A 14,304-nucleotide genomic window follows, 5' to 3' on the forward strand; every position below is an offset into this window, starting at 1 on the left:
CGTAGCGGCCGCGCACGCGCACGCAGGCGGACGAACCGGTCGGACGCGGCCATCGCCGAGCAAGCCTCTAGCACACCGAACTGTCGGACACGCCAGGAGCCTGGTAGTCTGTCGGAGTTTGTCCGGCGAGCGCGGAGTTCGCAGGAGCTGCAACGTCGCCGTCCGCCGGACGCCCGAAGGAAGCACCGCACCCCGGAGGAACGACTTGGCACCGAACAACGCACCCCACCCGCACGGCGATCGGCCGTTGCGCACGAAGGGCGCCGCGAAGCGCGCTCGTCGCGACCTCACGAAGGACGACGTCACCGTCGTCGAGGAGTCGCTGCTCAAGCGTGCCGTCGCGGCTGCCGCGCTCGGCAACGCGATGGAGTGGTTCGACTTCGGCATCTTCGCGTACCTGACGGTCACCATCTCGCAGGTGTTCCTGCCGCAGGGCGACCCGGCCGCGAACATCGTCGCCACGTTCGGCTTCTTCGCCGCCGCGTTCATCGTGCGCCCGATCGGTGGTGCCGTGTTCGGCCCGATCGGCGACAAGATCGGCCGCCAGAAGGTCCTCGCGCTGACGATGATCCTGATGGCCGCCGGCACGCTCATGATCGGCCTGATCCCGTCGTACGACACGATCGGCTTCTGGGCCCCGGTCCTGCTGCTCGTCGCCCGTTTCGTGCAGGGCTTCTCGACCGGTGGTGAGTACGGCGGCGCCGCGACCTTCATCGCCGAGTACTCGCCCGACAAGCGCCGCGGGTTCATGGGCTCGTGGCTCGAGTTCGGCACCCTCGCCGGCTACGTGCTCGGCGCCTCGATCGTGACGGGCCTGCAGTTCGGCCTGTCCGAGGACGCCCTGCTCAGCTGGGGCTGGCGCATCCCGTTCATCGTCGCGGGCCCCCTCGGCCTGATCGGCCTCTACCTGCGCCTCAAGCTCGAGGAGACCCCGGCGTTCCAGAAGCAGCAGGAGCAGGCCGCCGAGCGCGAGGGCCAGAAGACCCCGTTCCTCAAGCTCTTCGCCGAGAACTGGCGCTCGCTCATCATCTGCATCGGCCTGGTCCTGGTCTTCAACGTGACCGACTACATGCTGCTGTCGTACATGCCGACCTACCTCGAGCAGAACCTCGGCCAGAACGCCACGTTCGGCCTGATCCTCATCGTCATCGTGATGCTGCTCATGATGGTCGTCATCACCTTCGGCGGCCGGCTGTCCGACAAGTTCGGGCGCCGTCCGGTGCTCGCCGCCGGTTGCATCGGCTTCATCCTGCTGTCCTGGCCGGCCCTCAAGCTGGTCCAGACCGGCACCGGTGTCGGCGTCTTCGCCGGCCTGCTGATCCTCGGCGTCGTCCTGGTCACGTTCACCTCGACCATGCCGTCGACGCTGCCCGCGCTGTTCCCGACGATCATCCGCTACGGCGCCCTGGCGATCGCGTTCAACGTGTCGGTGTCGCTCTTCGGCGGGACCACCCCGCTCGCGACCGCCGCGCTCATCAACGCCGCGAAGGACGCCGGGTACGGCTGGGCCGAGGACATCCCCGCGTTCTACCTGATGCTCGCCGCCGTGATCGGCCTGGTCGCGGTGTACTTCACCAAGGAGACCGCCGCGAGCCCGCTCATGGGCTCCGGCCCGACGGTCGGCTCCGAGGACGAGATCGCCGGCGTCATCGAGGACTACAACGACCCGACGTCGGAGCTCGCGCAGTCCGACTGGGCGAAGGACTTCTCGACGAGCGAGATCCCGATCATCTCGTCCGACGCCGCCCAGAAGGAACCCTCCGGTTCCTGACCACGGGGCCGCCCCGCGGCAACCCGGCCAGGAGGCCCGGTGCACGTCCGTCACGGACGCGCACCGGGCCTCCTGGCCGTTCAGGGCCGTCGGTGACGTCACGCGCGCAGCGACAGTCCACGGGCAGGAGCGCGCGTGGACTGTCGCTCAGTCCGTGAGGTCGGCTGCGGTCCCCGCGGCGGGGCCCGCTGCCAGCCGCTCCGCGGCGTGCAGCAGCCGCGCGGTCACCGGGTGCGCCGGGCGCGCGAAGACCTCGGCGGCGGGGCCGTGCTCGACGACCGCGCCGCGGTGCACCACGAGGACGTCGTCGGCCATCCGCCGGACCGCCCGGAGGTCGTGCGACACGAACACCATCGCCACGCCGGTCTCGTCGCGGAGCCGTTCGAGCAGCCGCAGCACGGCGTCCTGCACCGTGGCGTCGAGGGCGGTCACCGGCTCGTCGAGCACGATCACCTCGGGGTCGGTCGCCAGCGCACGGGCGATCGCGAGCCGCTGTCGTTGCCCGCCGGACAGGGTGCGGGGGGAGCGGGACCGCAGCACGGGGTCGAGGTCGACCTGCCGCAGTGCCGCGTCGACCCGGTCGCCGAGCGCACCGCGTGCCCGCCGCTCGTCTCCGCGTGAGAACGCGTCGGCGAGGACCCGCTCCACGTTCCACCGTTCGTCGAACGTCGCGCCGGGGTCCTGCACGACGGCCGCGACCCGGTGCCGTCGGGGGCGTCGCTCGCGTTCGGGCAGTGGAGCCCAGGGTTCGTCGTCGAGCGTGACCGTACCGGCGTCGGGTGTCTCGAGCCCGAGGAGCATCCGCGCGAGCGTCGTCTTGCCCGAGCCCGAGGCGCCGATCACCCCGAGCACCCGGCCGCGTTCGAGCCCGAACGACACGTCGTCGACCGCGAGCACCCCGCCGTACTCCCGCGAGAGCCCGTCCGCCGCGAGCACGTCCCTCCCACCGTGCGAGGTCGGCTCCGAACCGTGCGAGGATCCGGCTCCCGTGCGAGCCTCGACGCCTCGCACGGCATCCGGAACCTCGCACCGAACGGCAGCGGGCGACGCGGCACCCGGCGCCGCGGCAGCGCCGGCCGCACGCACCAGCGCCCGGGTCGCGGGGTGCTGCGGCGCCGCGAAGACCTCGGCGACCGCGCCCTGCTCGACGATCCGGCCCTCGTGCACGACGGCGACCCGGTCGGCCCACCCCGCGACGAGCCCCAGGTCGTGCGTGATGACGAGCAGTCCGGCGCCCCGTGTCTGCGCCGCCCGCAGCTGTCCCATCACGGTGACGGCGACCCCGGCGTCGAGCGCCGTCGTCGGTTCGTCGGCGACCAGCAGCGCGGGGGACCCGACGGTGGCCGCGGCGATGAGGGCCCGCTGTCGCATCCCGCCCGACAGCGTCCCGGCGAGCCGGCCGTCGGTCGCGATGTCCGGGTCGAGGCCCACCGCGGCCAGGGCGTCGCGCACGGCGTCCACGCGCTCGGCCGCACGCATCTCGGTGTGCAGGCGGAGGCTGTCGGCGACCTCGCGCCCGACGGGGCGCAGCGGGTCCAACGCGCCCAGGGCCTCCTGGCCGACGTAGCCGACCCGTGATCCCCGCAGCCGGCGCCACCGCCGGTCCGTGTACCCGCCCACGTCGACGCCGTCGACCGCGAACACGTCGGCGTGCACGGCGGCGCCGGGCGCGGACAGGCCGAGCACGGCGCGGGCGGTGACGGTCTTGCCGGAGCCGGACGCCCCGACCAGGGCGACGCACTCGCCGGCGTCGACGCGCAGGTCGACACCGTGCACGATCGGGGTGCCGCCGATGGCGACGGTGAGCCCGCGGACGTCGAGGACGGCGCTCACCGCGCGGCCCCGGTCCGTCGGATCGCCCGGCCGAGCACGGTCACGGCGGTCGCGAGCACCACGATCGCGAGTCCGGGGAAGGTGCTCATCCACGGCGCGGTCTGCAGGTAGGTGCGACCGTCGGCGAGCATCGCGCCCCACTCCGGCGCAGGCGGGGGCGTGCCGACGCCGAGGTAACTCAGCGCCGAGGCCCACACGACCGCCTGCCCGACCCCGAGCGTGGCGACGGCGACGACGGGCCACAGCGCCGTCGGCAGCACGTGCCGGACCACGGTGCGGGCGGGGGAGCGGCCGAGCAGTACGGCCGTCTCGACCACCTGCGAACTCCGGGCGGCCCGGACCAGGCCGCGCACGATCCGGGCGTACCCGGGAGCGGTCGCGAACCCGACCGCGAGCACCGCCGGCACCGGACCCGGACCGGTCACGGCGATGACGACCAGGGCGACGAGCAGCAGCGGCAGGGCGAACGCGACCTCGGTGACGCGACCGATGACGGCGTCGAGCAGGCGTCCGAGTCGTCCGGCCCCGGCACCGAGCCCGGCGACGACGCCGAGCAGGACGCCCACGCCGCCACCGATCAGGGTCGCGGCGACGCCGACGACGAGTGATGCCCGGGTCCCCGCGACCACCCGCGCCAGGACGTCACGTCCGGACTCGTCGGTGCCGAACGGGTGCGCGCCGCTCGGTGCGGCCAGGGCATCAGCGGGGTGCACCGCGAGCGGGTCCCCGCCGCCGAGCAGGGCGGGCCACACCGCCGCCACGACGGCGACCAGGACGACCACCCCCGCGGCGATGCCGCCGGCGCCGAGCGTCCCCCCACGGACGCGCTCGGTGCCGACGGCGGTCTGGTGGCCGGGCGCTCCGGTCTGGAGGCCCGGGTCGGCGATCCCGCTCACCGCGCGCCCGCCGGACGGCCGGCTCCACGGCGTCGCCCACCACCGGAGCGCAGGGCCGCGTTCCGTGCGGTGCTGCGCGGGTCGACGGCACGTTCGACGAGGTCGGCCACGGCGAGCACGACGACGTACGCGGCCGCCGACACCATCGCGATGCCGGCGACGAGCGGCATGTCCCGCTGGGTGACCGCGGTGACCAGGGCACGGCCGATGCCGGGCAGGGCGAACACGGACTCGACGACCACGGCTCCGGAGACGAGCGACCCGAAGGCCCACGCGGACAGCGCGATCCCGGGCAGGGCGGCGTGCCGGAGCAGGTGCCGTCCGAACAGGCCGAGGCGGGTCTCGCCCCGACCCCGGGCGGCGAGTGCGAAGGCGGAGCGCTGCGCGTCGACCACGCCGTCGCGCACGGTCTCGGCCAGGTACCCGGCGACCGGCACGGCCACGGTCAGCACCGGGAGCACCCAGCCGCGAGCGGTGCCGTCACTGACCGCCGGCACCCACCCCAGGGACGTGGCGAACACCACGATGAGCACGCTGCCGAGCCAGAAGTGCGGCATCACGCTCGCGGTGACGCTCAGGGCGCTGGTGAGCCCGGCGGCGATCCGGCCGCGTTGCGTCGAGGCCCACGCGGCGACGATCGCGAGCACCCAGGCGACGACGAGGCCGGCGACCGCGAGCGTCAGCGTGACGGGCAGCTGCTGGGCGAGGAGCGTCGCGACCGGGGTGCGGAAGGCGTACGAGTCGCCGAGCTGCCCGGTCGCCAGGCGTCCGAGGAACACCGCGTACTGCACCAGGACCGGCTGGTCGAGGCCGTACTCGTGGCGGACCTGGGCGACGGCCTCGGCCGAGGCCTGCGACCCCGGTCCGCCCAGGATCGCGAGCGCCGGGTCACCGGGGATCAGCCGGATCGCGACGAAGACGATCGTCGCGACGGCCCAGAGCACGCCGATGCCCCCGGCGAGCCGCCGGACGGCCCACCAGACCCATCGCATCCGTGTCAGCGGTCGATCCAGGCGGTGCCGAACCAGGGCGTCGAGACCGGGGTGGTCCGGATGCCGTGCACGGCCGAGCGCACCAGGAAGTGGTTCTGCTGGTCGTACAGGGGGAGCACCGTGTCGCTCGCCAGGATCGCCTTCTGGGCCTGCTCGTACAGGGCGGCGCGCTCGTCGGCGTCCGAGGTGCGGGCGGCCTGCTCGAGCAGCCGGTCGACGGCGGGGTCGTCGAGCTGGGCCAGGTTCGCGAAGTAGCCGGATGGTGCGGGTTCGATGCTCGCGCTGTCGTACAGGATGCGCAGGACGTCGGGGCCGACCTTCGTGTACGGGGCGCTGACGACGTCGTACTCGTTCGCGGCGAGGGCGGCGTACCAGCTGGACAGGTCGAGTTCGTCGAGCACGACCTTGAACCCGACGGCCTTCTCGGACGCCTGGATCTGCTGGAACAGGCTGCGCTCGGCCGGCACCGACTGGTTCGTCGAGACGGGGAACGTCACGGTGAGCTGCTGGCCGTCCTTCTCGCGGATGCCGTCCGACCCGACCTTCCACCCGGCGTCGTCGAGGAGCTGCTTCGCCTTGGTGGGGGAGTACTCGAACCGGCTCTTCTCGGAGTACGCGAGCGGCTCAGCGCTCGAGAGCACCGAGTACGAGCGCTTCGCGGTGCCGAGGAACAGCGACTGCAGGCCCGGGTCGATCTCGGCACCGGCGATGAAGGCCTGGCGCACCGCCGCGTCGCGGAACACCCCGTGGCCGGAGTTCAGCTCGAGCCGGTTCGAGGCGCCGGGGCGCGGGGCGTCGAGGTCGCGGATGGCGCCCTTCGCCGACGCGGCCTTGAGCTGGTCGGGCTGGGCGTTGTCGATCACGTCGACCTGACCGGACTGCAACGCGGCGTAGCGCGAGGTCGAGTCCGGCAGGAACCGCCACGTGATGCCGGACAGGCGCGGCTTCGTCGCCCCCCAGTAGTCGGTGTTCTTCGTCAGGGTGACGCGGTCGCCGTGCTTCCAGCCGGTGACGCGGAACGGGCCGGTGCCGACGGGGGACTCGCAGTTCGTCGCCTGCTTCCGTTCGAGCGCCTTCGGGGACTCCATGCCCACCCAGGGCTGCGAGAAGGACTCGAGCAGCGCGCTGTCCGGCCGGCTCAGCGTCAGCGTCACGGTGTGCTCGTCGGTGGCGGTCGCCTTCGTGATGGACTGCAGCGCCAGGTAACCGGTGCTCGAGGCGGTGGCCGGGTCCTGCACGTGCTCGATGTTCGCCACGACCGCGGCGGCGTCGAACGGGGTGCCGTCGGTGAAGGAGACGTCGTCACGCAGGGTGAACGTCAGGGTCTTCCCGTCGTCGCTCGTGCTCCACTTCGTCGCGAGTTCCGGCGTGGGCTTGCCGTCCTCGAGCCCGACGAGTTCCTCGATGTACTGCGTCGCGAGGAGTGCCTGCGGGTAGTTGCCCCCGACGTGCGGGTCGAGGCAGGTCGGTTCGGCGTCGCCGGAGGCGTAGGTGAGCGTGCCGCCGGCGACCGGGGTGCTGCTCCCGGTGCTCGTGCCCGGTCCGCTGCAGGCAGCCAGGACGAGCAGGACCGCCGAGGCGCCCGCGACGGCGGTGAGGGTTTTCTGTACTGAGTCCAAGATCATGGCTGACCGAGTCTAGCGGTTTACTGGGGCCCATGGACGAACCGATCCGCCGCGGTGGCCGACCCCGACGCTCGAGCGCCGAGGTGCTCGCGGACGCCGCCGCCGAGCTCTTCCTCGAGCAGGGGTACGGACGCACCACGGTCGACCAGATCGCCGCCCGCGCCGGGGTCAGCCGTGCGACGTTCTTCAACTACTTCCCGGCGAAGGCCGACGTGATGTGGCTCGAACTCGACGCCGCCGTCGCCGGGCTGCCCGGGTACCTCGCCGCCTCGACCGAGCCGAGCGTCGTCCGGGCCGTCGAGCAGGCGCTCCTCGCCGCTGCCCGTGCCCACGACCCCGAGCGGGTGCCGTGGGCCGTCGCGCAGGCCGAGGTGATGGACATCGGGCCCGAGCTGGTGGCGGGAGTCGCGGTCCGGGTGACGGCGCAGCACGAGGCCGTCGCCGCCTTCGTCGCGGGCCGCACGGGGGAGCAGCCGCGCTCGCTCTGGCCGCAGACGGTGTCCGGCGCGATGCTCGGTGCCGCCGCCGCGGCGTTCGGGGTGTGGGTCACCGACGGGGTCGGCCGCCGTGCGCTCGTCGAGTACGTCGCGGCGGCGCTCACCCCGGTGGTCGCGGGCCTCGACGCCCGCTGACACGCCGGCGTATTGCGACACGAACCCGGCCACCCGCGCGCCCAGTCGACGCTCACTCCGTGCGCAGGGTCCCCGCGCCGCCGGACGCCACGTCCGAAGCCGTGCCGTCCCTGACCACCTCGGGCACGTCGCCGTCGGTCGGCACCAGCGACTCGTCGCCCGGGTAGCTCAGGGTGAGGACGGCCTCCTCGATGTACGGGCTGTCCTCGAGCGACTGCTCCACGTCGCGCAACCGCACCGCCACGTGCTCCTCGGTCTCGTTGCCCGTCAGGTCGACGGCCGCGACGAGGTACACCCGCGACGGCCCCACGAACTCCAGGTGCAGGTAGGTGACCCGCTCGACCTGCGACCGGCCCAGCAGCTCGACGAGCACCGCGTTCTCGAGCTCCGGGGACGTGCTCTCGCCGAGCAGGAACCGGCGGTTGCGGTCGATCAGGACGATCGCGACGACCCCGAGCAGCACACCGATCGCGATGGAGCCGAGCGCGTCGAAGACCGCCAGCCCGGTGACCTGGTGCAGGAACACCCCGAGGAACGCCACGACCAGGCCGATCAGCGCCGCCGCGTCCTCGGCGAACACCGCACGGAGCGTCGGGTTCGACGACTGCAGCACGTGCCGCAGCACCGGGACCCTGCGCTTCGTCGCGGCGCCGTGTGCCTGCCGGTACGCCTGCAGGAAGCTCGTGCCCTCGAGCAGGAACGCGACCCCGAGCACGACGTAGTTGAGCACGACGTCCTCGGCCGGCCCGGTGTCCCCGAACTCCGAGATGCCGTGGTAGATCGACACGATCGCACCGGCCGTGAACAGGCCGAACGCGGCGAACATCGACCAGATGTAGGTCTCGCGTCCGTACCCGAGCGGGTGCGCGGTGTCCCGCTTCTTGCCGCCCCGTCGTTCCGCGACGAGCAGGAACACCTCGTTGCCGGTGTCCGCCCACGAGTGCGCCGCCTCGGCCACCATCGACGCCGAACCCGAGACGAGCGAGGCGACGGTCTTCGCGATCGCGACGAGCAGGTTCGCCCCGAACGCGATCAGGACGGTGACGAGTGACTCGGGGCGTTCTTCTGCGGGCATCGCTCAAGCATGCTCCCGTCCGGTAAAGTCGTGTTCCACGAGCGTCGATCCGGCCATCACCGGGGAGCTTCCGGAAGAACGCGGAGCGCGCCAGCGCCTCCGTCAGTAGAACCGGGCGGGTTCGGGACCGTCACCATCCCCGACACAGAGTGGTCGCACAGCGCACGTTGGGCGGCAAACGAGGTGGTACCGCGGAACCTGTTTCCGTCCTCGTGGAGATCGAGCGAACCCACAAGGAGTCCCGGTGCCGTACCCGTTGAACGCCGATGCCGATGGCGTCGTCCCCTCGCCGAGCTTCCCCGCCGTCGAGCGGGGCATCCTCGCCTTCTGGAAGCGCGACGACACGTTCCAGGCGTCCATCGACGCGCGACAGGGCTGCCCGGAGTGGACCTTCTACGACGGCCCGCCCTTCGCCAACGGCCTGCCGCACTACGGGCACCTGCTGACCGGGTACGCGAAGGACGTCTTCCCGCGCTACCAGACCATGCGCGGCAAGCAGGTGCACCGCCGCTTCGGCTGGGACACCCACGGCCTGCCCGCCGAGCTCGAGGCGATGCGCCAGCTCGGCATCACCGAGAAGCACGAGATCGACGCCATGGGCATCGACGTCTTCAACGCCGCCGCCAAGAAGTCCGTGCTGCAGTACACCGACGAGTGGCAGGAGTACGTCACCCGCCAGGCGCGCTGGGTCGACTTCGAGGACGACTACAAGACCCTCGACGTCACCTTCATGGAGAGCGTGCTCTGGGCGTGGAAGCAGCTCTGGGACAAGGGGCTGGCGTACGAGGGCTTCCGGGTCCTGCCGTACTGCTGGAACGACCAGACGCCACTGTCCAACCACGAGCTGCGCATGGACGACGACGTCTACAAGATGCGCCAGGACCAGTCCGTCACCGTCTCGTTCCCGCTGCACGGCGACCGCGCTTCCGCGCTCGACCTGACCGGTGTGCGTGCGCTCGCCTGGACGACGACCCCCTGGACCCTCCCGACGAACGCCGCCCTGGCGGTCGGTCCGGAGATCGCGTACGCGGTCGTCCCGGCAGGGCCTGGAGGCGCGGCTGACGGTGCCGACGCCGGTTCCGTCTCCTACCTGCTCGCGTCCGACACCGTGGCCGCGCACGCGAAGGAGCTCGGCTACGCCTCGGGTGACGAGGCGCTCGCCGCCGTCGCGCGCACGCTGACGGGCACCGAGCTCGACGGCGTCGAGTACGAGCGGCTGTTCGACTTCCTAGCCGACCAGGAAGGCTACGAGAACGCGTGGCGCATCCTGGTCGCCGAGTACGTCGAGACCGGTGAGGGCACCGGCATCGTGCACCAGGCCCCGGCCTACGGTGCCGACGACCAGGAGGTCTGCGCCGCCGCCGGCATCCCCGTCGTGCTGTCCCTCGACGAGGGCGGCGTCTTCACGTCGCAGTTCGGCGAGGTCGCCGGCATGCTCTGGTCGGACGCGAACAAGCCGCTGACCAAGGCCGTCCGCGACGCCGGGCGACTGCTCCGCCAGGCGTCCTACGAGCACAGCTACCCGCACTGCTGGCGGTGCCGGAAGCCCCTCATCTACAAGGCCGTCTCGTCGTGGTTCGTCCGCGTCACCGAGCTCCGCGACCGCATGGGCCAGCTCAACCAGGACATCAACTGGGTGCCGGACAACGTCAAGGACGGCCAGTTCGGCAAGTGGGTCGGCAACGCCATCGACTGGTCGGTCTCGCGCAACCGCTACTTCGGCACGCCGATCCCGGTGTGGCAGTCCGACGACCCCGAGTACCCGCGCACCGACGTGTACGGCTCGCTCGCCGACATCGAGCGCGACTTCGGTCGGCTGCCGGTGAACGCCGAGGGCGAAGTGGACCTGCACCGGCCGTTCATCGACGACCTGACGCGGCCGAACCCCGACGACCCCACGGGCAACTCGACGATGCGCCGGATCACCGACGTGTTCGACGTGTGGTTCGACTCCGGGTCGATGCCGTACGCCCAGGTGCACTACCCGTTCGAGAACGCTGCGTGGTTCGAGTCGCACAGCCCGGCCGACTTCATCGTCGAGTACATCGGGCAGACGCGCGGCTGGTTCTACGTCATGCACGTGCTCTCCACCGCGCTGTTCGACCGGCCGGCGTTCCAGAACGTCATCAGCCACGGCATCGTCCTCGGCTCGGACGGCCAGAAGATGTCGAAGTCGCTCCGGAACTACCCGGACGTCTCCGAGGTCTTCGACCGCGACGGTGCCGACGCCATGCGCTGGTTCCTGATGTCCTCGTCGGTGATCCGCGGCGGCAACCTCGTCGTCACCGAAGAGGGCATCCGCCAGGGCGTCCGCGAGTTCATGCTGCCGCTGTGGTCGACGTACTACTTCTTCACCCTGTACGCGAACGCCTCGGGTCCCGACGGGTACCGGGCCCAGCGCCGGACCGACTCGACCGACGTGCTCGACCGGTACCTGCTCGCGAAGACCCGGGTCCTCGTCACCGACGTCCGGACGCACCTCGACGCGCTCGACACCCCGCTCGCGGCCCAGGCCGTCCGCGACTTCGCCGACGTACTCACGAACTGGTACGTCCGCCGCTCGCGCGACAAGTTCTGGACCGGGGCCGACGCGGACGCCGGCGCCGAGACCCGTGCGGCGTTCGACACGCTGTACACCGTGCTCGAGACCCTGACCCGGGTCGCCGCCCCGCTCGCGCCGCTCGTCACCGAGGAGATCTGGAAGGGCCTGACCGGCGGACGCAGCGTCCACCTGACGGACTTCCCGGAGCCCGACGAGTTCCCGGCCGACGACGCCCTCGTCGACGCGATGGACCGCGTGCGCGACGTCGCCTCGAAGGGTCTGGCGCTCCGCAAGGCCACCGGCAAGCGCGTCCGCCTGCCCCTGGCCACGCTGACCCTGGTGGTGCCGGACCCGGCCGGGGTCGAGCCGTTCGCCGACATCCTGCGCGACGAGCTCAACGTCAAGCGCGTGGTGCTCGAGGCCCAGGCCGAGGAATCGCTGGCGCAGTACGGCATCGAGCGGAAGCTCACCGTGAACGCCCGCGTCGCCGGCCCCCGCATCGGCAAGCAGGTGCAGCAGGTGATCCCGGCCGCCAAGAAGGGCGACTGGACCGCGACCGACTCCGGCGTGACCGTCGGTGGCGTCGACCTGATCGAGGGCGAGTACTCGCTCGACCTCACCGTGGCCGACGCCTCGGTGGCCGTGGCGTTCCTCGACGAGGGCGGCTTCGTCGTGCTCGACACCGTGACGACGCCCGAGCTCGAGGCCGAGGGGCTCGCCCGTGACGTCGTCCGCGCCGTCCAGCAGGCCCGCCGCGACGCCGACCTCGACGTCAGCGACCGCATCGCCCTGACCCTCCGGGTGGACGACACGGCCGACGGCGCGGTCCGCGCGCACCAGGAGCTCATCGCGGGGGAGACCCTGGCGACGAGCGTCGAGATCGTGCCCCTCGGGGTGGACGACACCACCACCGACGTCGGTGACGGTGCGAAGGTATCCGTGGAGGTAGCACGCGCATGAGTGACCACGACCAGTACGACGACCACGAGGCGAACGAGGAGTTCGTCGGACACGACGAGCTCGACGGTCGCGACGAGGACGGCATCCGGATCCCGGTCGGCCCCTCCGGCGACGCTCCATCCGACGCCGTGCCCTACGGCGGCGACGACGACGAGGTCCGGCGCGTCGAGGCCGCCCTGTACGCCCGCATCGGCGAACAGGCCCCCGAGCGCCGGCTGACCGCCACGCGCCGCGCCGTCGAGCTGCTCGGCGACCCGCACCTGGCGTACCCGGTGATCCACGTGACCGGCACGAACGGCAAGACGTCGACCGCGCGCACCATCGAGAGCATCGTCCGGGCCCACGGTCTGCGCACCGGCCTGATGACGAGCCCGCACCTGGTGTCGATCCGGGAGCGCATCGTGGTCGACGGCCAGCCGATCGCGGCCGACCGGTTCGTCGAGAACTGGGACGACATCGCCCCGGTGCTCGAGATCACCGACCGCGAGCTCGCCGACAAGGGCGAACTCCCGCTGACCTTCTTCGAGGCGCTCACCGTGCTCGCCCTGGCGTGCTTCGCCGAGGCCCCGGTGGACGTCGCCGTGATCGAGGTCGGCATGGGCGGCGAGTGGGACTCCACCAACGTCGTGCAGAGCCAGGTGTCGGTGTTCACGCCGATCGCCATCGACCACGCGAAGCAGCTCGGTGCCACGGTGGCCGAGATCGCCCGCACCAAGTCGGGCATCGTCAAGCCGTCGTCCGCCGTGGTGTCGAGCCGGCAGGTCCCCGAGGCCCTCGCCGAACTCGAGCGCGCCGCCGAGCTCACCGAGTCCACCCTGGCCGTCGAGGGCACGGTGGGCCCCTTCGAGCCGGTACCTGACCGTCGCGAAGCGGCGGGCAGGCCGAGCTCGCAGGGATTCAGCGTCGTCGACGTCACCCCGGCGGTGGGCGGACAGCTCATCACCGTGCAGGGCATCGCCGGCCGCTACGACGACCTGTTCCTGCCGCTGTTCGGTCGGCACCAGGCCGAGAACGCCGCCGTGGCGATCGCGGCGGTCGAGTCGTTCCTCGGCCGCGGGGCCCAGGCCCTCGACGAGGACGTCCTGTCCGAGGGCATCGCCGGCACGACCAGCCCCGGTCGCCTGCAGCCCATCGCGACCGACCCGACCGTCGTCGTCGACGCCGCGCACAACCCGCACGGTGCGAAGGCCCTGGCCGAGGCGCTGCCGGTCGCGTTCCCGTCCGAGCACGTCGTCGGCGTCGTCGGGATCCTCGGCGACAAGGACGCCCGCGGGTTCGTCCGCGCGCTCAAGGACACCGTCGCCACGTTCGTCGTGACGCAGCCGCCAGGGGAGCGTGCGCTCGACGCGGACGAGTTCGCCCGGGTCGTCGTCGACGAGGTCGGCGAGGACCGCGTCGTCGTCGAGCCGTCCCTGGCGTCCGCACTGCAGGAAGCGCGCAGCCTGGCCGACGAGGCGGACGCCGAGGACGCCCTCGTGCTCGTCGCGGGCTCCATCGTGATGGTGGGCGCGGTCATGGACCTCGTGCACCGCGAAGGCGAGGCGAAGTGACGGACGCACCACGGGCCTCCCGGCCGGGCCGCGCACCGCGCACCCGGAAGCCGCGCCGCGAACGCGGGGCGCAGGAGAGCCTGCTCTCGATCACGCTCGTGCTCGAGGCGATCATGTTCTTCTTCCCCATGCTCGTCGTCTTCGGCAAGGGCACGCTGCCGCCCGCCGCGGCCTTCGGCGGGGGCATCGGCGCGATCATCGTCCTCGCAGCTGCCTCACGTCTGACGGGCAACCGGGCCGGTGTATGGTTCGGGTGGCTGCTGCAGGCGGCCATCCTCGCCACCGGGTTCATCGAACCGTTCATGTTCGCGGTCGCCGTGGTGTTCCTGGCGCTGTGGGTCTTCTGCTTCGTCAAGGGCGGTCAACTGGACCGTCAGAACGCCGCGCGCCGAGCGGCCATGGGCGAGGACTGACCACCACATTCGACC

General features: G+C 72.0%; 10 protein-coding genes. 5 read left to right on the top strand and 5 right to left on the bottom strand.

The features are described 5' to 3' along the window. Positions 1-205 precede the first annotated feature (205 nt). Positions 206-1,771, top strand: coding sequence for a glycine betaine/L-proline transporter ProP (gene proP, locus QRN49_RS15945; protein WP_284756638.1), 1,566 nt, complete (start codon positions 206-208; stop codon positions 1,769-1,771). Between the two features lie 147 nt (positions 1,772-1,918). Here proP and QRN49_RS15950 read toward each other — a convergent pair whose 3' ends face one another. Genes QRN49_RS15950 through QRN49_RS15965 form a run of 4 tightly spaced genes read right to left on the bottom strand, consistent with a single transcriptional unit; the run spans position 1,919 to position 7,117 of the window. Then, entirely contained in the window at positions 1,919-3,604 is a 1,686-nt protein-coding gene (locus QRN49_RS15950; protein WP_284756639.1) for an ABC transporter ATP-binding protein, read from the bottom strand. Then, a complete protein-coding gene (locus QRN49_RS15955) occupies positions 3,601-4,500 on the bottom strand; it encodes an ABC transporter permease (protein WP_284756640.1) in 900 nt (299 codons plus the stop codon). The genes QRN49_RS15950 and QRN49_RS15955 overlap by 4 nt, the downstream gene beginning before the upstream one ends. After that, positions 4,497-5,492, bottom strand: coding sequence for an ABC transporter permease (locus QRN49_RS15960; protein ID WP_284756641.1), 996 nt, complete (start codon positions 5,490-5,492; stop codon positions 4,497-4,499). Before QRN49_RS15960 ends, QRN49_RS15955 begins: the two co-directional genes overlap by 4 nt. 5 nt (positions 5,493-5,497) lie before the next feature. Further along, complete coding sequence (locus QRN49_RS15965) at positions 5,498-7,117, bottom strand: ABC transporter substrate-binding protein (protein ID WP_284756642.1); 1,620 nt, start codon at positions 7,115-7,117, stop codon at positions 5,498-5,500. A 32-nt stretch (positions 7,118-7,149) separates the two neighbouring features. Between QRN49_RS15965 and QRN49_RS15970 the strand changes: the two genes are divergently transcribed. Further along, positions 7,150-7,749, top strand: coding sequence for an acyl-CoA-like ligand-binding transcription factor (locus tag QRN49_RS15970; RefSeq protein WP_284756643.1), 600 nt, complete (start codon positions 7,150-7,152; stop codon positions 7,747-7,749). A 52-nt stretch (positions 7,750-7,801) separates the two neighbouring features. Here QRN49_RS15970 and QRN49_RS15975 read toward each other — a convergent pair whose 3' ends face one another. Beyond that, positions 7,802-8,824: a cation diffusion facilitator family transporter gene (locus tag QRN49_RS15975; RefSeq protein ID WP_214541139.1), complete on the bottom strand. Its 1,023-nt coding sequence runs from the start codon at positions 8,822-8,824 to the stop codon at positions 7,802-7,804. Between the two features lie 244 nt (positions 8,825-9,068). Here QRN49_RS15975 and ileS point away from each other — a divergent pair, with 244 nt between their 5' ends. Genes ileS through QRN49_RS15990 form a run of 3 tightly spaced genes read left to right on the top strand, consistent with a single transcriptional unit; the run spans position 9,069 to position 14,289 of the window. After that, on the top strand, positions 9,069-12,326 hold the full coding sequence (ileS, locus tag QRN49_RS15980) for an isoleucine--tRNA ligase (RefSeq protein WP_284756644.1): 3,258 nt from the start codon (positions 9,069-9,071) through the stop codon (positions 12,324-12,326). Next, a complete protein-coding gene (locus tag QRN49_RS15985; RefSeq protein ID WP_284756645.1) occupies positions 12,323-13,876 on the top strand; it encodes a bifunctional folylpolyglutamate synthase/dihydrofolate synthase in 1,554 nt (517 codons plus the stop codon). The genes ileS and QRN49_RS15985 overlap by 4 nt, the downstream gene beginning before the upstream one ends. Further along, a complete protein-coding gene (locus QRN49_RS15990; protein ID WP_051596525.1) occupies positions 13,873-14,289 on the top strand; it encodes a DUF4233 domain-containing protein in 417 nt (138 codons plus the stop codon). The genes QRN49_RS15985 and QRN49_RS15990 overlap by 4 nt, the downstream gene beginning before the upstream one ends. Positions 14,290-14,304 lie beyond the last annotated feature (15 nt).

Origin of the sequence: Curtobacterium sp. ME-Dv--P-122a (genome assembly GCF_030209645.1) — a bacterium.
Lineage (GTDB): Bacteria > Actinomycetota > Actinomycetes > Actinomycetales > Microbacteriaceae > Curtobacterium > Curtobacterium flaccumfaciens.

Coding starts and splice junctions, on each gene's coding strand:
- QRN49_RS15985 (WP_284756645.1), top strand. CDS start 12,323: ATGAGTGACCACGACCAGTACGACGACCACGAGGCGAACGAGGAGTTC.
- QRN49_RS15970 (WP_284756643.1), top strand. CDS start 7,150: ATGGACGAACCGATCCGCCGCGGTGGCCGACCCCGACGCTCGAGCGCC.
- QRN49_RS15975 (WP_214541139.1), bottom strand. CDS start 8,824: ATGCCCGCAGAAGAACGCCCCGAGTCACTCGTCACCGTCCTGATCGCG.
- QRN49_RS15965 (WP_284756642.1), bottom strand. CDS start 7,117: ATGATCTTGGACTCAGTACAGAAAACCCTCACCGCCGTCGCGGGCGCC.
- QRN49_RS15960 (WP_284756641.1), bottom strand. CDS start 5,492: ATGCGATGGGTCTGGTGGGCCGTCCGGCGGCTCGCCGGGGGCATCGGC.